Source organism: Litoribacter populi (assembly GCF_007483685.1).
GTDB lineage: Bacteria > Bacteroidota > Bacteroidia > Cytophagales > Cyclobacteriaceae > Litoribacter > Litoribacter populi.
The window spans coordinates 2,429,268-2,448,467 of the sequence record NZ_VMKN01000001.1 but is presented as its reverse complement, the minus strand read 5'-3'; the positions used below and the strand labels follow the sequence as shown (position 1 = coordinate 2,448,467).

At 41.1% G+C, this 19,200-nt stretch carries 17 protein-coding genes, 3 tRNA genes and 1 pseudogene; 12 read left to right on the top strand and 9 right to left on the bottom strand.

Annotated features, from left to right (window positions below; genetic code table 11):
* Window positions 1–85: 85 nt before the first annotated feature.
* Together FPL27_RS10615 and FPL27_RS10610 are read right to left on the bottom strand one after the other, a co-directional pair.
* On the bottom strand, window positions 86–346 hold the full coding sequence (locus tag FPL27_RS10615) for a hypothetical protein (RefSeq protein WP_143961069.1): 261 nt from the start codon (window positions 344–346) through the stop codon (window positions 86–88).
* A 224-nt stretch (window positions 347–570) separates the two neighbouring features.
* Window positions 571–2,586 (bottom strand): M3 family metallopeptidase, encoded by a 2,016-nt coding sequence (locus tag FPL27_RS10610; RefSeq protein ID WP_185974340.1) that lies wholly within the window; start codon window positions 2,584–2,586, stop codon window positions 571–573.
* Between the two features lie 91 nt (window positions 2,587–2,677).
* Between FPL27_RS10610 and FPL27_RS10605 the strand changes: the two genes are divergently transcribed.
* A complete protein-coding gene (locus FPL27_RS10605; RefSeq protein ID WP_143961067.1) occupies window positions 2,678–3,433 on the top strand; it encodes a DUF3891 family protein in 756 nt (251 codons plus the stop codon).
* Here the strand turns inward: FPL27_RS10605 and FPL27_RS10600 are convergent.
* The 3 genes and pseudogenes from FPL27_RS10600 to FPL27_RS10590 all read right to left on the bottom strand — a co-directional run bounded on the left by FPL27_RS10600 (window position 3,404) and on the right by FPL27_RS10590 (window position 7,594).
* Window positions 3,404–4,581: pseudogene (locus tag FPL27_RS10600) on the bottom strand (class I SAM-dependent rRNA methyltransferase). The gene FPL27_RS10605 and the pseudogene FPL27_RS10600 sit on opposite strands and share 30 nt — an antisense overlap.
* Window positions 4,559–5,968, bottom strand: a complete 1,410-nt coding sequence (locus FPL27_RS10595) for a sodium:solute symporter family protein (protein WP_143961066.1) — start codon at window positions 5,966–5,968, stop codon at window positions 4,559–4,561. The pseudogene FPL27_RS10600 and the gene FPL27_RS10595 overlap by 23 nt, the downstream one beginning before the upstream one ends.
* A 6-nt stretch (window positions 5,969–5,974) precedes the next feature.
* Window positions 5,975–7,594 carry an ABC-F family ATP-binding cassette domain-containing protein gene (locus FPL27_RS10590; RefSeq protein WP_143961065.1) on the bottom strand — a complete coding sequence of 540 codons (1,620 nt, stop codon included), beginning with the start codon at window positions 7,592–7,594 and terminating at the stop codon, window positions 5,975–5,977.
* Window positions 7,595–8,024: 430 nt separating this feature from the next.
* Here FPL27_RS10590 and FPL27_RS10585 point away from each other — a divergent pair.
* The 10 genes from FPL27_RS10585 to FPL27_RS10540 all read left to right on the top strand — a co-directional run bounded on the left by FPL27_RS10585 (window position 8,025) and on the right by FPL27_RS10540 (window position 14,569).
* Window positions 8,025–8,098 (top strand) — tRNA-Asp (locus tag FPL27_RS10585).
* A 30-nt stretch (window positions 8,099–8,128) separates the two neighbouring features.
* Window positions 8,129–8,202, top strand: a tRNA-Asp gene (locus FPL27_RS10580).
* Window positions 8,203–8,229: 27 nt separating this feature from the next.
* Window positions 8,230–8,303: transfer RNA gene (locus FPL27_RS10575), tRNA-Asp, on the top strand.
* A gap of 470 nt (window positions 8,304–8,773) precedes the next feature.
* Complete coding sequence (locus FPL27_RS10570) at window positions 8,774–9,568, top strand: HipA family kinase (RefSeq protein ID WP_143961064.1); 795 nt, start codon at window positions 8,774–8,776, stop codon at window positions 9,566–9,568.
* A complete protein-coding gene (locus FPL27_RS10565; RefSeq protein ID WP_317129436.1) occupies window positions 9,534–9,929 on the top strand; it encodes a DUF3037 domain-containing protein in 396 nt (131 codons plus the stop codon). The genes FPL27_RS10570 and FPL27_RS10565 overlap by 35 nt, the downstream gene beginning before the upstream one ends.
* A 363-nt stretch (window positions 9,930–10,292) precedes the next feature.
* On the top strand, window positions 10,293–11,240 hold the full coding sequence (locus FPL27_RS10560) for an acetyl-CoA carboxylase carboxyltransferase subunit alpha (RefSeq protein WP_143961063.1): 948 nt from the start codon (window positions 10,293–10,295) through the stop codon (window positions 11,238–11,240).
* Window positions 11,241–11,303: 63 nt separating this feature from the next.
* Window positions 11,304–12,149: an MBL fold metallo-hydrolase gene (locus tag FPL27_RS10555; protein ID WP_143961062.1), complete on the top strand. Its 846-nt coding sequence runs from the start codon at window positions 11,304–11,306 to the stop codon at window positions 12,147–12,149.
* Window positions 12,139–12,924: a patatin-like phospholipase family protein gene (locus FPL27_RS10550; RefSeq protein ID WP_143961061.1), complete on the top strand. Its 786-nt coding sequence runs from the start codon at window positions 12,139–12,141 to the stop codon at window positions 12,922–12,924. Before FPL27_RS10555 ends, FPL27_RS10550 begins: the two co-directional genes overlap by 11 nt.
* Before the next feature lie 5 nt (window positions 12,925–12,929).
* Complete coding sequence (locus tag FPL27_RS10545; protein WP_143961060.1) at window positions 12,930–13,490, top strand: 1-acyl-sn-glycerol-3-phosphate acyltransferase; 561 nt, start codon at window positions 12,930–12,932, stop codon at window positions 13,488–13,490.
* 62 nt (window positions 13,491–13,552) lie between these two features.
* Window positions 13,553–14,569: a YihY/virulence factor BrkB family protein gene (locus tag FPL27_RS10540; RefSeq protein ID WP_143961059.1), complete on the top strand. Its 1,017-nt coding sequence runs from the start codon at window positions 13,553–13,555 to the stop codon at window positions 14,567–14,569.
* A gap of 58 nt (window positions 14,570–14,627) precedes the next feature.
* Here FPL27_RS10540 and FPL27_RS10535 read toward each other — a convergent pair whose 3' ends face one another.
* From FPL27_RS10535 to FPL27_RS10520, 4 genes are all read right to left on the bottom strand, one after another.
* A complete protein-coding gene (locus FPL27_RS10535; RefSeq protein WP_143961058.1) occupies window positions 14,628–14,846 on the bottom strand; it encodes a hypothetical protein in 219 nt (72 codons plus the stop codon).
* Between the two features lie 109 nt (window positions 14,847–14,955).
* Window positions 14,956–15,660: a TetR/AcrR family transcriptional regulator gene (locus tag FPL27_RS10530; RefSeq protein WP_143961057.1), complete on the bottom strand. Its 705-nt coding sequence runs from the start codon at window positions 15,658–15,660 to the stop codon at window positions 14,956–14,958.
* A 101-nt stretch (window positions 15,661–15,761) separates the two neighbouring features.
* Complete coding sequence (gene tyrS, locus FPL27_RS10525; RefSeq protein ID WP_143961056.1) at window positions 15,762–17,054, bottom strand: tyrosine--tRNA ligase; 1,293 nt, start codon at window positions 17,052–17,054, stop codon at window positions 15,762–15,764.
* A gap of 94 nt (window positions 17,055–17,148) precedes the next feature.
* Window positions 17,149–18,057 carry a TolB family protein gene (locus FPL27_RS10520; RefSeq protein WP_143961055.1) on the bottom strand — a complete coding sequence of 303 codons (909 nt, stop codon included), beginning with the start codon at window positions 18,055–18,057 and terminating at the stop codon, window positions 17,149–17,151.
* A 53-nt stretch (window positions 18,058–18,110) separates the two neighbouring features.
* On the opposite strand from FPL27_RS10520, the gene FPL27_RS10515 reads away from it, so the two are divergent.
* A complete protein-coding gene (locus tag FPL27_RS10515) occupies window positions 18,111–19,175 on the top strand; it encodes an oxygenase MpaB family protein (protein WP_143961054.1) in 1,065 nt (354 codons plus the stop codon).
* The last annotated feature ends 25 nt before the right edge of the window (window positions 19,176–19,200 follow it).

Here is a 19,200-nt window from a genome sequence, read left to right as displayed (position 1 = left end):
TTCCTCTTTACTTTTCCGTAATCGTGACACGGCAAAAAGAAGTAAAAATTAAAAAAGGTTGTGTAGTGGTTAATCTTAAGTGGTTTTAATCCTTTTTATTAGGGTTGGATACTTCTGGGAATTTATCATCTTCCCTGTATTCATCCTCTTTTGGAGGTCTTGGACCACCGCTATTGGGATCCTTCTTTTTTTTCTCTTCTTCTTTCACTTTTTTCTTGTCCGGAATCGCAGGACCTTCCAAAGCTTCCAGTCTTTCGATATCCTTACTTGTAAATCCTAAAATTTGGGCTTTTGAAAACCCTTTTGAATAGAAGCCTAGATCAAAATCATAGTTCAACATTCCCATAAATTATTCCTTTTAAATTCTCAATATTTTTCAGTTCCTATGCTCTAATGCTTCGAATTATATTCCAAAAGTATTCCAAAAATCTGAAAATACCATGGGATCTGTGATAAAAAATAAAGGAATTTTCATAAAATAGTTTTATCAAAAACGTAAGTCACTGATTTTAAAAGTTTTAAGAGGTAATTTTTCATTCGTTTATGGAAATCGAGTCTTTATATGCCTTATCAGGTTATAAATTTTCTTTTTAGAAGGGCTTTTTTATCGGGATTTCTGCCTTTAAATGCTTTAAACATATCTTCCGCTTCCTTACTTCCGCCTTTTTCGAGGATTTCATACCTTAATTTCTTGGAAAGGCTAGTGTTAAAAATTCCCTCCTCCCGAAAGGAATCGAAGACGTCAGCATCCAAAATTTCGGAATACATATAACTATAGTAGGATGAGGCATAACCTCCAGAAAATATATGCGAAAAATAAGTACTTCTGTATCGGGGAAGGATAGGAAGGTAGTTTTTCAGTTTTTCGTTAAGCTCCGTCTCAAATTGTTCAGGGGAGAAAACCAATGGAGATTTTTGGGTATGATAGGCCATATCGAGGTAGGACGCCAATAGATACTCCGTCAAAGCAAAGCCCTGATTAAACCTCTGGCTTGCTTTCAATTTGTCTACCAACAATTCGGGGATCACGTTTCCTTTTTGAGCATGAAAAGCATAACTCTCTAAAACTTGTGGCTCCATTGCCCAGTTTTCCAGAAGTTGTGAAGGCAATTCCACAAAATCTCTTGGCACAGCCGTGCCTGCTAGACTTTCAAATTTTACATTGGAAAGGAGTCCATGAAGCGCATGTCCAAACTCGTGAAAAAATGTATTGACCTCGTCAAGCGTCAACAAACTAGTGGATCCAGGAGCAGGAGGGGTAAAATTGCAAACAATGGAGATAACAGGTGTCACACGTACACCTTTTTCATATTTCTGGGCCCGATACTTGGTCATCCAAGCTCCACCTTGTTTTGTGTCGCGAGCGAAAAAGTCCATATAAAGTAAGCCAATGCATTCACCAGATTTTTCTTTGACTTCATAACACACCACACCTTGATGATAAACGGGGACCTGATTCAATTTTTTGAATTCAAGGCCAAATAATTTGCTGCAAGTAGAAAAGATGCCTTGTTGCACATTGCCCAGGGAAAAGTATTCGCTGATTTCCTTTTCATCCACCTCATATTTCTGTCTCCTTATCCGCTCAGATAAAAAGTACCAATCGTAAGGTTCCACACTATTTAGTCCCATTTCTTTTGCAATTCCCGCTAACTCCTCATATTCCGAATTGGCCTGCTTAATTGCCGAGGGCCAAAGGCTGTCTAGCAAGTCATAGACAGTGGCAGCATTCTTAGCCATTGAATCTTCAAGTGTGAAATCAGCATAATGTTGAAAGCCCAGCATATCGGCCTTTTCCAACCTCAAGTCCACAATATTTTTGATGAGTTTATCATTGCGAGCTTTTCCTCTTTGAGTATAGGCCAGCCAAATTTTCTCTCTCAAGTTTCTGTTTTCGGCATAAGTTAGGAGACTTAAATAGGTGTTTTGATTTGGGGTGAAAAGGTAGGAGTCTGTGTAACCTTTACTTTTTGCCAGTTCTCCAGCTGCATCAATGATGTTATTAGGGAGTCCATTTAATTCATTAAAATCACTGATTAGTAGCTGATTATTATTTGTGTCTTCAAGTAAGTTTTGCCCAAATTCCAAAGTGGCTTTTGCCAATTGACTGTTGATTTCCTTGAGTCTTTCTTTTTTCTTTTCAGGCAACCCAGCTCCATTTTTTTGAAACACATTATAGAATTTCCTCAAAAGCATTTCTTCTTCTTTCCCCAAGTTTAATGTTTCCTTTTCTCTCCACAGTTGCTCAAAACGTGCAAATAGCTGGACATTCATCTTGATGGCATCCCCGTGTCTGGAAAGAATCGGATTCATTTTTTTGGCGGTTTCCTGAAGTTTAGGACTGGTTCGGGCAAGGTTGAGGTTTGAAAAAATGTTCAGTATCTGTCGGATTTCCTTTCCTGAATCCTCAAATGCGATAACCGTGTTTTGGAACGTAGGAACCTCATTGCTTTGGGCTATTTGGGCTATTCGGTCGGCTTGCAACTTCATGCCATGAGTAAGAGCTTCTTCAAAATGGCTGTCTTTGATAAGTTCAAATGGTGGAAGAGAATAGGGGGTGTCAAAAGATTGCAATAATGGGTTCATATAGATTTTGAATTGATTAGTTGAAACTACAGGATATTTATGGGATTGGTCAATGTTTTGAGGCTTTATTGGAAATAATAAGAACTCCGATATGATTGTTTTGGATAGAGGCACCCATTTTAGCATCATTTATCAAAGGGCCCATGGAATGCTCGCTGCAAAAATTGCCGAAAAACTTGAACCTGCCTTGAGGCCGCCCGCCAAATATTGGTTAGAAACATTGGTGGCTATAGCCGATCACGATGACGGCAGGAGAGAATGGAACGATGATTTCCACCTCAATGAGCATCATTTTCCCAAGGATTTTACCGAGTATCAATTTGACTATGAGCAAGTCACCAGAGTAGTTAATACAGCCGAATGTAAATCTTCCTGGGTTTGTTTGATGGTTTCCATGCATTTAGTAGAGCTGTACAGCGATCTGGAGGAAGCTGCAGAATTGATTGATGATGAATTAAAACGGCAAAAAAATCTTAGAGAACAGTTACATCTTCCAAAAGATGATGCAGAGGCTTACTATAGGATTGTAAAATGGTGTGATGAACTCTCACTGAGAATCTGCAAAGAGCAGTTTCCGGACAATTTCCCTGGAGAATTTTTGGAAAAGTTGCCACGGGGTAAATCCTCATATTTAGGAAAAAAGGCTGATTTGGTAGTCTACCCCTGGGTTTTTGAAAAGGAGAAAGTATGTTTCGAATATGAGTTTCGAAACATCCCCAAACGGGAATACAAGAATGATTCAGACTTGAGGCAGGAGCTTAACAAAGCCAAAATAAACACCTCCCCAGTTGAGTTCAAAAGGGGAGATGCCACTAGATTATTCAACGTAGAGCACCAGCCCTTTTAGGTATTCGGTTTCTGTGTGATAAATGTTGATAGGGTGATCGGCCGGTTGTGAGAGGTAATGCAAGATTTTCACATTTCTACCCACCTCAATGGCTGCGGCCGTAACCGTGTTGGCAAACAGTTGCTTATCCACTACCTGAGAACAGGAAAAAGTAAACAAGATTCCGCCTGGTTTTATATGCTTGAAGGCTTCTGCATTTAGCCTTTTATATCCCTGTACTGCATTATGGCGGCTTTTAATATTTTTGGCGAATGCCGGAGGGTCGAGAACAATCACATCATAATCAGCATCAATTTCACGGATATACTTTACCACATCTGCTACAATTGACTGATGCAGGCCAGAATGGTTTGGGTTCAATGCGACGTTCTTATCTGTCAACTCAATAGCCTTCTCGGAGATATCCACAGAATGGACCTCTCTTGCTCCCTCATTCAATGCAGCGATTGAAAATCCCCCAGAGTAACAGAAGGTGTTCAAAACCTTTTTATCCTTACTATATTGGCCAAAAAGCTTTCTGTTTTCCCTCTGGTCAATGAAGAAGCCGGTTTTCTGACCTTTCTCCCAATCGATTTCATATTTATCCCCGTGTTCCAAAACCTGATTGGTTTCGGGTTCGCCAAAAAGGAAACGGTTTTCGGTTTCCACCACGTTTTTCGAAAGGGTTTCAGCACTTTTATCGTAAACAGCTTTTAATTTTTCACCTATGACCTCCTGAAGGGCAGTAGCTATATCCTCAATGTGGCGGTACATACCGATGCTGTGGGTTTGGATTACCGCTGTTCCGTTATAGAAATCGATGATCAACCCCGGTAGCATGTCTCCTTCACCGTGGACCAGGCGAAAAACATTGGTTTGGCTGTTGTTGGCCAAGCCAATGTTGTGGCGCATTCTATAGGCATTTCCGAGTTTTTCCACCCAGAAAGCCACATTTATTTCTTTGTCTTCAAAACTGATCACTCGAATCATGATGGACCAATTTTGGAAATGTCCGATCCCGAGAAATTCCTCCTTGGAGCTGAGAACTTTCACCAATTGACATTTTCCAAATCCTCATCTCTTCTAGCAATGGCGCCTGAGAAAACCCAGTGGTGACGTCTTTTTAGTGATATTTCCTTACCTTTTTTAAGATATACTTTCGGGTACATATTTTTTTGTTTTAATTTTTTTAGGCTTGAGGAAGGATCCAATTAGCATTCCTGCGGCACTTATAAATAATGCGATAACATGTGGGTAGACGGGTAGGGGCACCATCAGCAATAACAAGTAGGAACCTGTGCCCATGAAAATTGCCATCACCGCCCCAAATCGGGAAGCTTTTTTCCAATACAATCCGGCCGTCAAAGGAACGAATAATGAAACGAGAAGCAATATACTTGCATCGGCCACGAGTTCATAAATATTGGCTTTCCAGGATGCCATGAATATGGCTACGACTGCAACCGCAATGACGGTAATTCTAAGCACCCAAAGAAATTGCTCATCCTTCCAATTTTTTCCAAAAGTCGGCTTGATGAGGTTTTCAGAAATGATGGCCGCTGGGGCCAATAATCCCGAGCTGGTAGTGCTCATAATTGCCGAGAGGAGGGCTCCAAAAAACAGCACCTGTACGGTCAGCCCGCCATGTTGAAGTACCATTTCTGGAAGCAACATTTGTTTGTTTTCTAGGTAAATTTCCGGATATAAAACCTTGGCACCAAGAGCTATAAATAGGGGTAGCAAACCAAAGCTTAAATAGAAACCGCCTGCCATATAAGTGGATCGGACGGCAACCTTTTCCGATTTGGCGGACATTACCCTTTGATAAATATCCTGGCTGGGAATACTTCCTAAACCCAAAATCATCCACGCCCCAAGGTAGTTAACCCAAGAGTCCCAACGGGGTTCAGGAAAGAATTGAAAACTTCCCTCTGGTGCGGATTCCAAAATGGGCATCACTCCACCTGCCTGATTCGCTACCATGGTGGCTACCCAAAGCAATCCGACTACAATCATGGTGGTCTGAATAAAATCGGTAATTGAAATCGCCCACATGCCCCCAAGGAAAGTGTAAAATACTACGATGGCGGCACTGATTATAATTCCAGTAGTCAGGGGAATGGATACAATGGCTCCAAGGATAAGACTAAGGGCTACCAATTGAGCAGCCACATAACCGAAGTAGGCCGGAACCATAAATAAGGAGGAAAGGAATGCGACCCTTTCGCCAAAAAGCTTTTTGAATACATCGCCGAGCGTGAGCACATTCATCCTGTACATGGGACGAAGATAGAACATGCCGAAAAGTATCAGACAAAGGGCCCCTCCAAATGGGTCTTCCATTACTCCCTGCAGGCCATGGTCCAGGTATTCGGATGAGGCCCCAAAAATGGTCTCAGACCCAAACCAAGTGGCAAATAGGGCAGAGGCACTTAGGAATAAAGGAAGTTGCCTGCCCGCCAAAACAAAGTCCTTAGAACTTTTTACAAGTTTTGACGACCAGGCACCTATGCTGACCGTAATCAGGATGTAAATGATTACAGCGGTTAGTAACAATTTATTTTAAGCCTTTTGGTACATTTTTTCTCTTAGGGCTTTCACTTCCTCACTTTCCAAGTAATCATCATACGGCATGCGACGGTCAATAGTCCCGTTTGGCGTAAATTCGATGATCCTGTTGGCAGTTGATTGCACGAAAGCATGATCAAAAGATGAAATAAATACCGTGCCATTAAAATCAATGATGGCGTTGTTAAAGGCGTGAATTGACTCCAAATCCAAGTGGTTGGTAGGTTCATCCATTACAAGAAGGTTAGGGTTTTGAAGCATCATTTTGGAAATCATGCAACGAACTTTTTCACCCCCAGATAGAACAGATGATTTTTTCAGGGTTTCCTCGCCTGTAAATAGCATTCTTCCCAGGAATGTCCTCACATAAGCTTCTTCCTGATTGGTAGAATATTGTCTTAACCAGTCGATTAGGTTCTGGTCAGAGTTGAAGTATTTGCTGTTGTCATTTGGCAAATATGCCTTATTGATCGTCACACCCCATTTGAAGCTGCCTTTCTGAACAGGAAGGTCATCCATGATGGTTTGGAAGAATTTGGTAACCGCCTGTTTGGTTTTGGAGATGAAGGCAATCTTGTCTCCCTTGTCCACCATGAGGTTTACATCCGTAAAATAAACCGTGGTATCATCTTTAAGTGAAAGTTCCTCAGACATGAAGATCTGGTCACCGGCTTCTCTTTCAGGTTTGAAAATGATGCCGGGATATCTTCTTGTAGAAGGTTCAATGTCATCCACATTGAGTTTTTCAAGCATCTTCTTCCTAGCAGTGGCCTGCTTGGATTTGGCCACGTTGGCGGAGAATCTCTCAATAAAGGACTGAAGCTCCTTTCTTTTCTCCTCTGCTTTTTTGTTCTGATCGGTTTTCTGCTTGGCAGCCAATTGGGAAGACTCGTACCAGAAGGTATAGTTACCAGAATATATTTTGATTTTTCCAAAGTCAATATCCACGATATGGGTGGATACTGCATCCAGAAAGTGTCTGTCGTGAGAAACCACGATCACCAAGTTTTTGAAGTTGACCAAGAAATCCTCCAACCAGTTGATGGTGTCTGAATCAAGGTCGTTGGTAGGTTCATCAAGAATCAGGATATCGGGGTTGCCGAAGAGTGCCTGGGCCAAAAGGACCCTTACTTTCTGGTTACCGGCCAGCTCCTTCATTTTCATGTAATGCAAGTCTTCGCTGATACCAAGGCCAGAAAGCATGGATGCAGCATCTGATTCGGCGTTCCAGCCGTCCATTTCTGCGAATTCACCTTCCAGTTCAGAAGCTCTAATTCCATCGGCTTCGGAAAAATCCTCTTTCAGGTAGATAGCATCCTTTTCTGCCATGATTTTATAAAGGTCTTTATGGCCCATGATCACGGTTTTGAGGACTTCCACCTCATCAAATTCAAAGTGGTTTTGGGAAAGCACAGCCATTCTTTGGCCGGGGGTGATGTTAATTTGGCCCGAGGTGCTGTCCTGGTCTCCGGAAAGGATTTTCAAAAAAGTAGATTTACCGGCTCCATTGGCACCGATCACACCGTAACAGTTGCCCGGGGTGAATTTTAGGTTTACATCTTCAAAGAGTGTTCTTTTCCCAAATTTGAGGGATAAATTATCTACTGAAATCATTTAAGTCGTCGCTTTTTTTTGAATTTGCAAAGATAAGAAATTTGGATGGAAATATAAGATGTGAGTAGAAGGGTTTGAGTAGAGGGAAGGTATAATAGAAATAAGGAAATCAAAAGGGACACAGAGTTACTCAGAGTTTAAATGGAGTTTCGCAGAGTTTCCTTATTCCCAGATTCTCTAGCGGGTTTAATTAGAAAAAGTGTCAAGTAAACTTAAGACTTGATATAAGAAAATAGTGGAATTTATGCATGGTGAAAATAGGGTTGTATGAAATATACTAATAGGAATGCTAATTATTATTGGGAAATATAAATTTATATCTCTGACATTAAGTAATGTAGATTCTAGGCAAGGTTTTTTTTAATCACTTGTTTTGCAATAAAAGGAAGAACTGCTACCTTTGCAACACTTCAAACGAGAAGGAATAAACGGAGTGGTAGTTCAGCTGGTTAGAATGCCTGCCTGTCACGCAGGAGGTCGCGGGTTCGAGTCCCGTCCATTCCGCATAAAAATATTGTCAATTTATAACACATTGGAGTGGTAGTTCAGCTGGTTAGAATGCCTGCCTGTCACGCAGGAGGTCGCGGGTTCGAGTCCCGTCCATTCCGCAAAAATTACTGTAAATTGACAACACTGGAGTGGTAGTTCAGCTGGTTAGAATGCCTGCCTGTCACGCAGGAGGTCGCGGGTTCGAGTCCCGTCCATTCCGCAAGCCTTAGAATTGATTTTCTAAGGCTTTTTTTGTTTTATGAGAAGTTGTTTAGAAGTTGATTGTCCCTGCGGGACGGTTTAGGAGGTTAGATCCCGCTAATTTGCTTTCGTTGCTCTGTTTCGTTTTTTTAGAAGTTGATATCCCGACGCTACGCGTTGTGGGAGATTTAGGGGGTTAGTCGCGATGCGTGGCGAAGGGGTGCAGTTTGGGTATGATGCTGCTGGAATCATCAAGAGTTGACCCCGGCAGGCCTTCATTACCTAAACCTCTAACCCGTCCCGATTCGCGTCAGCGCTAATCGGGACATAAACACCTAACCCGACAAATCAAATTTCTAAGTTCTCCGCATCCACCAGCTCCATCATTCCTAAACCCTTCAACCTTCTCGATATGCGCAGCACCCATCGGGAAATAATCTCCTAAACCACCAGAAATCCCTATCTTTGGTCTTCTGATAAATAAACGAAATGGTTTCAAAGCTCGACATTCGTACTGTAAATGTAGAACGGTATATTCTGCCCTTGCGGGAAGGGGGTTCTTTGCCGGCCTTGGCTGATGCTGATGATGGGTTCAAGTATGTCATCAAGTTCAGGGGGGCAGGTCAAAGGGAAAAAGCATTGATTGCAGATTTGCTTGGAGGGGAAATCGCCCGGATGCTAGGGTTCAGAATTCCTGAAATAGTTTTTGCTCAGCTGGATGAAGCCTTTGGGCGTTCTGAGGGGGATGAGGAGATTCAGGATCTTCTCAAGGGTAGCCAAGGCCTGAACCTCGCGCTACATTTTCTTTCGGGTTCGGTCAATTATGATCCGGTTGCGATGAACATTGATGCGGAACTGGCATCGAAGATAGTCTGGCTGGATGCCTTTATTACGAATGTGGATCGTTCTTTTAGAAATACCAATATGCTCATTTGGAAAAGGGAGCTTTGGCTTATCGATCATGGGGCTTCGTTTCTCTTCCACCATTCCTGGACCAATTGGGAGAAGCAAGCAAAGAGTCCGTTTCCTTTAATCAAGGATCATGTGCTTTTACCGGCTGCAGCAGATCTGGAGCAGGTTGACCAAGCCTTTTGCGCTTTGTTGAAACCAGAAGCAATCCATAAAATTGTGGCGACCATTCCGGATGAATGGCTGCTGGCAACAGGAGAATCTGAAGATCCAGAGGAAATGAGATCGGTGTATGCGTCTTTCCTTACCACTAGACTAAATCATTCCGAAACTTTTGTTAATGAAGCTAAAAATGCCAGAAAAGCACTTGTATGAGTATGCCGTCATCCGGGTGGTACCTCGGGTAGAGCGAGAGGAGTTTATAAATGTGGGAATACTGTTGTGCGCATGGAAAAGCAATTTTCTACAATGCAAGATTGCCCTCAACCAGGAAAAACTTAAGGCCTTGGACCAAGAAGCAGACCTTGAACTATTGGAGGATCATCTCAACTCTTTTGAAAAAATCTGTACGGCTTCTCCAGATGGCGGCCCTATATCCAAATACGATCTGGCTTCCCGCTTCCGGTGGATGACAGCCGTCAGAAGCTCCATCATCCAAACTTCAAGGCCACATACTGGGCTGACTGATGATTTGGAAGGGACGTTAGAGAGGTTATTTCGGGAAAACGTTTTATGATCCAGTGGAGCGAGTTGGATTGGTTTAGGAGGTTAATGTCCCTGCGGGACGGTTTAGGGGGTTAGATTCCCTCCAATTGCCATCCCTAAACTTCTAACCCTTCCTGATGTGCGCAGCACCAATCGGGATATAAACTTCTAAACCACACAAAGTATTTCGCTCTTTCTCAATCATTTTTGAAACAGCCAGGGGAGTATCAGGTTCTAATAGGTAAGACTTTCGGTTATATTAATTTTAGGGCTGTTTGATAGGCAGAGTTCAATGTTTCATCCCTGAGTTTTAAGCAAATGGAAACTGTGTTGCAAACAGAATATTATTCTTAAAATTAATTTTTATCTTTGTCATCAGCTTAAAACTTTTACTATGGTATTAGAATTTGAAAAACCAATTGCCGACCTAGAGCAGAAGCTTCAGGAAATGAAAGACTTGGCCCAAGGCAAGAGCATTGATTTATCAGCAGATATACAGTCTTTGGAAGAAAAAATAAAGGCTTTGAAAAAAGAAACTTTCCAGAACCTCACCAGATGGCAGCGGGTTCAGTTATCACGTCATTCCGACAGGCCTTACGCCCTTGATTACATCTACGAGATTACCCAGGATTTTATTGAGATCCATGGTGACCGTAGTGTCAAGGATGACAAGGCTATGATAGGTGGTCTTGGTGATATCGATGGTCGCTCAGTGATGTTTATTGGACAGCAAAAAGGTAGAAATACCAAACAGCGTCAGGAAAGAAACTTTGGAATGGCCAACCCAGAAGGGTATCGCAAAGCTTTGAGGCTGATGAAGATGGCCGAGAAATTTGGAAAACCAATCGTAACTTTAATTGATACTCCAGGTGCCTTTCCAGGTCTTGAAGCCGAGGAAAGAGGGCAAGGAGAAGCTATTGCCAGAAACCTTAAGGAGATGTTCAAGCTTACCGTACCGGTTATCTGTATCATAATAGGTGAAGGTGCCTCAGGTGGAGCTTTGGGTATAGCCATCGGTGACAAGGTATTTATGCTTGAAAACACCTGGTACTCTGTCATCTCTCCGGAGTCTTGCTCTTCCATCTTGTGGAGAAGCTGGGACTATAAGGAGCAAGCAGCTGAAGCCCTCAAGCTTACGGCGAATGACATGCTTTCCAACAAACTTATTGATGGCATCATCGAGGAACCACTTGGTGGGGCACACAAGGATATGAAAGCCATGGCAAAGAATTTGAAAGAAGCTATCACAAAAGCCTTGACCGAGTTGGATAAAATGAAGCCTGAAAAACGCATTGAGTCTCGAATCAATAAGTTCTGCGCTATGGGCGTGGTAAATGAATAATTGAATTAATATTTTAATCAAACCTCTGTTTTAAAATCGCAGAGGTTTTTTTATTTAATAGCTATGAATCTACATGTGATTGATACCGGTTTTTTTAAACTGGATGGAGGAGCAATGTTTGGCGTTGTGCCCAAAGTTTTGTGGGAAAGAACCAATCCGGCTGATGAGAAAAATCTTTGTACGTGGGCAATGAGGTGCCTTTTGGTGGAAGAAGGTGACCGATTAGTCCTTATCGATAACGGCATTGGAAACAAGCAGGATGCAAAATTTTTTAGTCATTATTACCTTCATGGAAATGCAAACCTGCATGATTCGCTACATGGTGCCGGTTTTTCCGCAAATGACATCACAGACAATTTCCTGACACACCTCCATTTTGATCATTGTGGGGGAGGAGTTCAGTATAAGAATGGAAAGATGGACATGCCTGAGATGGTTTTCAAAAATGCCAAGTATTGGAGTAATAAGGACCATTGGCAGTGGGCAACCGAGCCAAATGCCCGTGAAAAAGCCAGTTTTCTAAAAGAAAACATCCTTCCAATCCAAGAAAGTGGTCAGTTAAACTTTACTGACATGGAGTCAAAAAAGCTGTTTGACGGCTTTGAATATTTCTTTGCTAACGGTCATACTGATAAGCAAATGATTCCGAAAATCAACTATAAAGGGCATACTTTGGTTTTTGCTGCTGATCTTTTGCCATCAGTTGGCCATATTCCGCTTCCATATGTAATGGGCTATGATACAAGACCTTTACTCACTCTAGATGAAAAGAAAAGATTTTTGGAGGAGGCAGCCTCCGAAGAGTATGTGATCTTTCTGGAACATGATTCTGAAAACGAGTGTTGCACCGTGAAAATGACAGAGAAAGGAGTAAGACTTGACAAAACGTTTAAGCTTAGTGAAATCTAAGAAGAAAATTGGAATTGCTTTATCGGGGGGTGGTGCTCGTGGGGTTGCTCATTTGGGAGTGCTAAAGGCTCTTAATGAAAAAGGTATTTTTCCTACCAGGGTGTCCGGTACTAGTGCCGGAGCCATCGTGGGTAGTATGTACTGTGAGGGTTATTCCCCCGACGATATCTTTGATATCATTGTACACACTAAATTCTTTAAATTCCTCCGACCTGCAGTAAGTCTTGTAGGGATTCTTAAAATGGAAATATTGGAGAAGTTATTTGCTCAATATTTGGAGCATAATGATTTTGCCAAACTCAAAATACCTCTTACTATAGCTGCAACAGATATTTGCAAAGGCAAAGCCGTTTATTTTTCCGAAGGAGAAATTATTCGGGCAATCATGGCCAGTTCATGTATCCCAGGCATGTTTGATCCTATTTTGATCGACGGAAATTATTATGTGGATGGGGGAGTGTTGAATAATTTACCGATAGAGCCTTTGGATGGTGTATGTGATGTGATCATAGGAGTTAATTGTAATCACCTACCGGATTCACCTAATATTCAAAACATTAAGAAATTGATAGAGAGGACGGTGATACTTTCCATGAATTTCAATGCCTATAGCAGAAGGGAAAAATGTGATTATTTTATCGAACCTACGGGAATGGCAAGGTTTGGGGCTTTTGATATTAAGCGGGCAAAGGATATTTTTACGGCAGGATATGAGGGTGGACTAGAATATTTGGAAAATACACCTTCCCTTTTAAAATTAGCATCCGCACAGTAAACATTATGATGAAATTATTAGCAAAGTTTGTTTTATGGATTGCCGGCTGGAAAGTGGTCGGAGGTTGGCCGGAAGGCCTCAAAAAGGCCGTCTTGATAGCCATTCCCCACACTTCCAATTGGGACCTACTCTATGCCAGAGCGGCGTTTTTTATAATGGATGTGCCGGTGAGGTTTACTATAAAAAAAGAAATTATGGTGGGACCCCTGGGCTGGTTAATCAAAGCCTTAGGAGGGATCGCCATTGACCGGAAAAAGGTGTCAGGTAAGCGTAAGCAAACCTACACTGAAGCTATGATCAACATGCTCAAACAAAGAGACGAGCTGGTAATCATGGTGACTCCAGAAGGAACCAGAAGTTATGCCCCTAGATGGAAGACAGGGTTTTATCACATAGCTATGGGGGCAGATGTGCCTGTTGTGATTGGGTTTTTGGATTACAAGAAAAAAGAGGCTGGTATAGGACCTGTAATTTATCCTAATGGGATGATTGATGAGCAAATCCAGGAAATGATGGCTTTTGGACGGACAGTGACTGGCAGACATCCAGAAAAAGGCATAAGATAATCGCATTTAATAAACATTTTGAGAATAGGTCTATTTTATATAAAAAGTAGACCTATTTTTTTATGATCAAAAAAGGGATTAGCAAAATCAAGAATTTCACAGCCTTCCAGATTATTAAGGAAAGCATTAAGGATTTCACTGGAAGTGACTCCATGACCTTTGCGGCAAGCACTGCTTTTTATACCATTTTCAGCATGCCGGGGCTTCTCATCATTGTTCTTACGATTGCGGCTGCATTTTATAGCGAGGGTGAGGTGAGAGAAGAGATGCTCAATCAAATAAGTGAAACCCTTGGTAGCGATAGTGCGGAGACTTTTGACATGATCATGCAAAACGCTGTTGTGGATGAAACCAGCATGTGGGCCAAAGTGGTGGGGATTGGAGTTCTAATTTTTAGTGCCACTACGGTATTTGTAAGCCTTCAAAACAGCATCAACCATATCTGGCACATTCGTCCAAAACCTGAAAAGGGCCTGCTCAAATTTATCATTAACAGAGCTTTAAGTTTTTCTATGGTGGCTTCCATTGGGTTTGTACTTATCGTTTCCCTTGTAGTAGATGCTTTGATAGTTATATTCTTCAGGTATTTATCCAATTTGATTGATGAAGGCACATTATGGTTGGCCTCAGCGGCAAATTTTTTGGTGGCCCAGGGAATTCTGGTTGTAATTTTCGGCCTGATGTATAAAATACTTCCCGACGCCAAAGTGAGGTGGCGGTATGTATGGATGGGCGCCTTTGTGACCATGTTGATGTTTGCATTTGGTAAATATTTACTCAGCTTTTATATGGCAAATTCAGACGTGGGAAGTGCGTATGGTACAGCGGGCTCATTAGTTTTTGTTCTGATTTGGATTTATTATTCCGTGGTAATTTTTCTGTTCGGTGCCCAGATCACTTTCTACATCGCTGAAAAGACCGGTGGTAATATTAAGCCACTTAAGGAAGCTGTCAGGGTTGAGTTGATGGAAGTAGATTGGAAGAGTGGGAAAATTATTAAAAATGCGGAGGATAGGGATGAGGAGCAGGCTGATCAGGATGAAAAAATAAAGCCGCAGAGACGTAAAGGGGAAAATTAGTAAGAGGTTTGAGTAAATGTAAGAGAGAAAAAAGGCGATCGTTAAGATCGCCATTGTATTACTTTATTTTCTTGTTATGATCAGCCTCCTCGCGGTGAGTCTTGCTTTCATCCTTACCTTCTATCTTTTCGTCTCCGGTTTTATGGTCAAAGTGATGGACTTCTTTTTTCAAGACTTCATCACCTGACATCCTTTTTTTTGTAAACACTTTTTTGAATATCAGAAAAAGCACTAAGGCCACACCGAGAATTATAAGTGCTCCATACAATAGAGTCATATTCTTGCTATTTAGTTACACAAAATTTAATTGTTGATAAATAAATAACAATAAAAATGCCTGAAATGTTAATCTCAACCATTTTATTTAATTTTTCACCAATTTAAGGTTAAAATAAACTCCCTTGTACTGCCGCAGTTTTGGGAGAGGCCAATGAGCCACGTAGCATCACATGAAGCAGCCTAAGAAATCCATGCTTCCAAGTTTCACTGTTGATTTTTATATCATTTCTGTCCATATCTGCTGGTCCATATAATCTTTCAAACCCGATTAACATTGACCAAATGGTATAAAAAGTAATTTCTGGTTGAAGATCAGGTCGCATGCTTCCATCTCTTACACCTTGTGATATCATTTGAATTCCAATCTTTGCCGGCTCATGCTGTAGATCCAATAATTTAAGAAAGTTAGGACTCTCCATTATTAAAGGATCAATTTTTTCTCTGCTTAATGCATGGTTATAAAGGTTCATGATTCCCATGAAATTGACAATGGCATCATGATACATGGTATTTTCCCGGATATAAACGAAATAGGTCTCCACCAACTCATCGACAATTTCGATACCTTTCTTAGTTTTACCTTTTAAAGCAATTTTTGAAAAAATATCAGTAAGCTCATCGTAAGCCTTTTTGGTTACAGCCATATACAAGTCTTCCTTATTTTTGTAATAAAAATAGATCAACCCCTTACTCATTTTTGCCTGCTTGGCTACATCGTCCATTTTTGTGGCATGGTAACCCTTTGCCGTGAAAAGTTTGATAGCTGCGCTGAGTATATCTTTTTCCTTTTGCTGTCTTTCGTAAACACCCATTTTAATAGAATTAGCTGCTTAAATATAGTTTAGATTTCTTGAATCTAATTTAATTTCTTTAACGAATTAAGGGGAAATATTTCAACTTCCCCTTAATTCATCTAGACAATCTCTATGATGTAATAATTCTTTTTACCTTTTTGAATAAGCATATACTTATCTTGCAAAAGATTAAAGTTCAAATCTTGGTTTGGATCTGCTAATTTTTGCTTGTTGATGCTGACCCCTCCACCTTGGATCATTTTGCGCGCTTCCCCCTTTGAAGAGAATACAAGCCCTTGTACTTTATCGCCCAATAGATCCAGCACATTCTCGGCTTCTTGAAATGAGGTTTTAGCCAGTTGTTGTTGAGGAACCCCATCAAACACTTGAAGGAATGTACGCTCGTCAAGCGAAGCTAAATCTTCCGTTGATGATTTTCCGAAAAGAATGCTAGAAGCTTTTAGAGCCATTTCATAATCTTGATCGCTATGAACCATAATCGTTACGGCTTTGGCAATTTCCTTTTGCAACACTCTCAAATGTGGCGCTTCCACATGTTCCTTTTCTAGGCTTTCAATGGTTTCCTGATCTAAAGTAGTGAAAATCCTAATGTATTTTGCAGCATCCTCATCCGACACATTCAGCCAAAACTGATAGAATGCATATGGAGATGTCTTTTCTGGATCCAACCATACACTTCCACCTTCTGTCTTTCCAAATTTTGACCCGTCAGCCTTTGTAATCAAAGGGACTGTCATGGCATGTGCACTTCCGCCTTCTACTCTTCTGATAAGTTCTGTCCCGGTTAGGATATTGCCCCATTGATCGGAACCCCCAAGTTGTACACTACAATTCTTCTCCTTATAAAGATGAAGAAAATCATAACCTTGTATAAGTTGGTAGGAAAATTCAGTGAAAGAAAGACCATTTCCTTCTTCTAGACGTCTTTTTACGCTATCCTTAGACATCATATAATTAACGGTGATGTGTTTGCCAATGTCTCTTATGAATTCCAGAAAGGAGAATTTGGACATCCAGTCATAATTGTTGACCAATTCGGCGTTGTTGTCACTCTGAGCGTTGAAGTCCAAAAATTTAGAAAGTTGTTTTTTCAGTCCTTCAATGTTTCTATCCAAAGTTTCAGCGTCCAAAAGGTTTCTCTCTGCAGATTTGAAGGAAGGGTCGCCTATCATACCGGTTGCACCACCAACTAAAGCTAATGGTTTATGGCCAGCCCTTTGAAAATGCAACAAAGTCATAACGCCGACAAGGTGGCCTATATGCAAAGAGTCTGCTGTGGGGTCAAAACCAAGATAGGCCGTGGCCATTCCTTTGGCCAGGTGCTCTTCGATTTCAGGAGTCATGTCCTGCATCATGCCTCTCCACTTCAGCTCTTCAATAAAATTATTCATAGTGTCTGTTCGTGCTTTTATAAATAAAGCTGCAAATATACATTTTGCAGCTTAAGAAATGAAGGATTTTAAAATGCTTTCATTGCAGGATATGTTAGTTTTCGTGGCGGTCCATAACCAGAAGAAGCTTATTGTTTTTTGGACTTATGGCCATTCTGGAAATGTTTGAATATCCATGTATCTCCACTTTTCCCAATTTTTGCCAATCACCGTTTTTTCGTACGTTTTTGACATACAGTACATCATCTTTGGACATAAGAATCTGATGTTTGTCTACCCAGATGAAATCCTCGGAGTCGGTCAAAGTCAGACCAATAACCTTTCTAGTCCTTTTTTCAAGATCGTAGGCCATAATTTCATAAACCGGTTTGCCGTCAATAACCACATTGTTTGCCTTGTTAATGTAAGTAATCTGGTCGGTTTTGGGTCTTTTTCGAATCGAGCGGCCGATGTTTTCAGCTATGGTTACCACCTCTTCGCGACTGTAAGGGTAAATTAATTTGTGCGGCTGTCCTACGATAAACATGGCGGCCTTGTTATCATACCAGTCATAATATCCCACAGGAGCGATATCATCATACAGCACCTCAGGTTCTCCCATGTTGATGGGGTAGAGCCACAAGCGCTGTGTACTGTCTTCCTCTACAGTAACGGCTGAAATATACTGCCCACAGTCCGTCAGGGATGGGGAAAATTCACTCTTGGATTCCGTACGGGTTATGTTGGTGAATTTCTGGGTTTCAAAATTAAAGAGAATTATATCATGGTAACCAGTTTCGTCTTGACTGGAAAATACCATCTGTTTGTCATTGATGAATCCTGGCTGATTGTCGTATCCTTTTCTATCAGTTATTTTTTTGGCTGAACCAGTGTCAACTTTAAAGTTTCCAAGTACTGGAAGGTAATTGGTCTCGACTGAAATAATGTCTGTTGAACCTTGGGCAATCACTTGGATATTGATTACCAAAACTAGCCCTAGAGTAAACGCTATTAATCTACACATCAATCTTATAAAATTATTGAAAACCTAAATTAACAAATAGGGGTTGAATTTAGGTGGAGAAATTAAAATTATATGCTTCGAAGGACTTGGAAGAGTTAAGAAATCTGCAAGACCCATTGGCTGATAAAGCCGTTAAACCTTTAATTGACAGACCAAATCTAATTGATACTATTAACGAATGGAAAAAGATTCCAGCACAATTGCCGGGAAATTTTCCGACCGAATTGGCTTCATTTTTTGAATTTTATCAAAGTGATAACACCTTATTGGAGCTTCCAAAGATTTTAGCCAGCCAATCGTATTTTGCTCGTGAAGGGAATAAGTACCTGGCATTATTGGGCTTAAACAGCCTTCCTTACTGCTATGCTTTTGCCGACGGTGCCCAGGTGCTAGCTAGGTCTAAACGAATACTTAACCATCCAGGGGAACGACTCCTAGAAACCGCGTGGTTTGTAGTCGATTCTTTTAAGCCGGGGGCATTCCTTCATGAAAGTGGTCCACTTTTATCAATAGCCAAGGTTCGCTTAATTCATGCTATCTCCAGGTATTTTATAAAAAATCATGATCGTGGCTGGAACCCATCTTGGGGGCTGCCCATAAATCAGGAGGATATGTTGGGTACTAACCTAGCCTTCAGTCTGATGGTTTTTAGGGGACTGAGAAAAATGGGAAAACCATTATCAAAAGATATAGCAGAAGCCCTACTACATTATTGGAAAATAATTGGACACTATTTGGGCTTAGAGATTAAATATTGGCCTGAAAACATGGCTGAAGCCAGTTATTTGGAAAAAGCGATTAGAAAGCGACATTTGAAAGCATCCGCTGAAGGTCAGATTCTAATGAAAAACCTGTTAAGCTTTTATGAAATGGGTAAGCAGCCCTTTGCGCCCCTGTCCAAATATCTGGTCCGATACTTTTTAGGACCAGAAATATCCGATTGCTTAAAGATTTCCCAAGGGCCAATCCCGGAAAATTTAACCCCTGTACTTTTGAATTTAAGTTTTACCCGTCCATTTTATACCAGCAGCCATCAAAAACTAGCATTCGAACTTCAAAAACAAGCTAAGGAGATCTTTGGGAGAACCGTACAGCTTTCTTTGCCCAAACTCACATAAAACTGTTCAATATCGTACGATTTTA

Excerpts from the sequence above, each read along its gene's own strand:
- FPL27_RS10615 (WP_143961069.1), bottom strand. The coding sequence starts at position 346 with ATGGGAATGTTGAACTATGATTTTGATCTAGGCTTCTATTCAAAAGGG.
- FPL27_RS10610 (WP_185974340.1), bottom strand. The coding sequence starts at position 2,586 with ATGAACCCATTATTGCAATCTTTTGACACCCCCTATTCTCTTCCACCA.
- FPL27_RS10605 (WP_143961067.1), top strand. The coding sequence starts at position 2,678 with ATGATTGTTTTGGATAGAGGCACCCATTTTAGCATCATTTATCAAAGG.
- FPL27_RS10590 (WP_143961065.1), bottom strand. The coding sequence starts at position 7,594 with ATGATTTCAGTAGATAATTTATCCCTCAAATTTGGGAAAAGAACACTC.
- FPL27_RS10570 (WP_143961064.1), top strand. The coding sequence starts at position 8,774 with ATGGTTTCAAAGCTCGACATTCGTACTGTAAATGTAGAACGGTATATT.
- FPL27_RS10565 (WP_317129436.1), top strand. The coding sequence starts at position 9,534 with ATGAAGCTAAAAATGCCAGAAAAGCACTTGTATGAGTATGCCGTCATC.
- FPL27_RS10560 (WP_143961063.1), top strand. The coding sequence starts at position 10,293 with ATGGTATTAGAATTTGAAAAACCAATTGCCGACCTAGAGCAGAAGCTT.
- FPL27_RS10555 (WP_143961062.1), top strand. The coding sequence starts at position 11,304 with ATGAATCTACATGTGATTGATACCGGTTTTTTTAAACTGGATGGAGGA.
- FPL27_RS10545 (WP_143961060.1), top strand. The coding sequence starts at position 12,930 with ATGATGAAATTATTAGCAAAGTTTGTTTTATGGATTGCCGGCTGGAAA.
- FPL27_RS10540 (WP_143961059.1), top strand. The coding sequence starts at position 13,553 with ATGATCAAAAAAGGGATTAGCAAAATCAAGAATTTCACAGCCTTCCAG.
- FPL27_RS10535 (WP_143961058.1), bottom strand. The coding sequence starts at position 14,846 with ATGACTCTATTGTATGGAGCACTTATAATTCTCGGTGTGGCCTTAGTG.
- FPL27_RS10530 (WP_143961057.1), bottom strand. The coding sequence starts at position 15,660 with ATGGGTGTTTACGAAAGACAGCAAAAGGAAAAAGATATACTCAGCGCA.
- tyrS (WP_143961056.1), bottom strand. The coding sequence starts at position 17,054 with ATGAATAATTTTATTGAAGAGCTGAAGTGGAGAGGCATGATGCAGGAC.
- FPL27_RS10520 (WP_143961055.1), bottom strand. The coding sequence starts at position 18,057 with ATGTGTAGATTAATAGCGTTTACTCTAGGGCTAGTTTTGGTAATCAAT.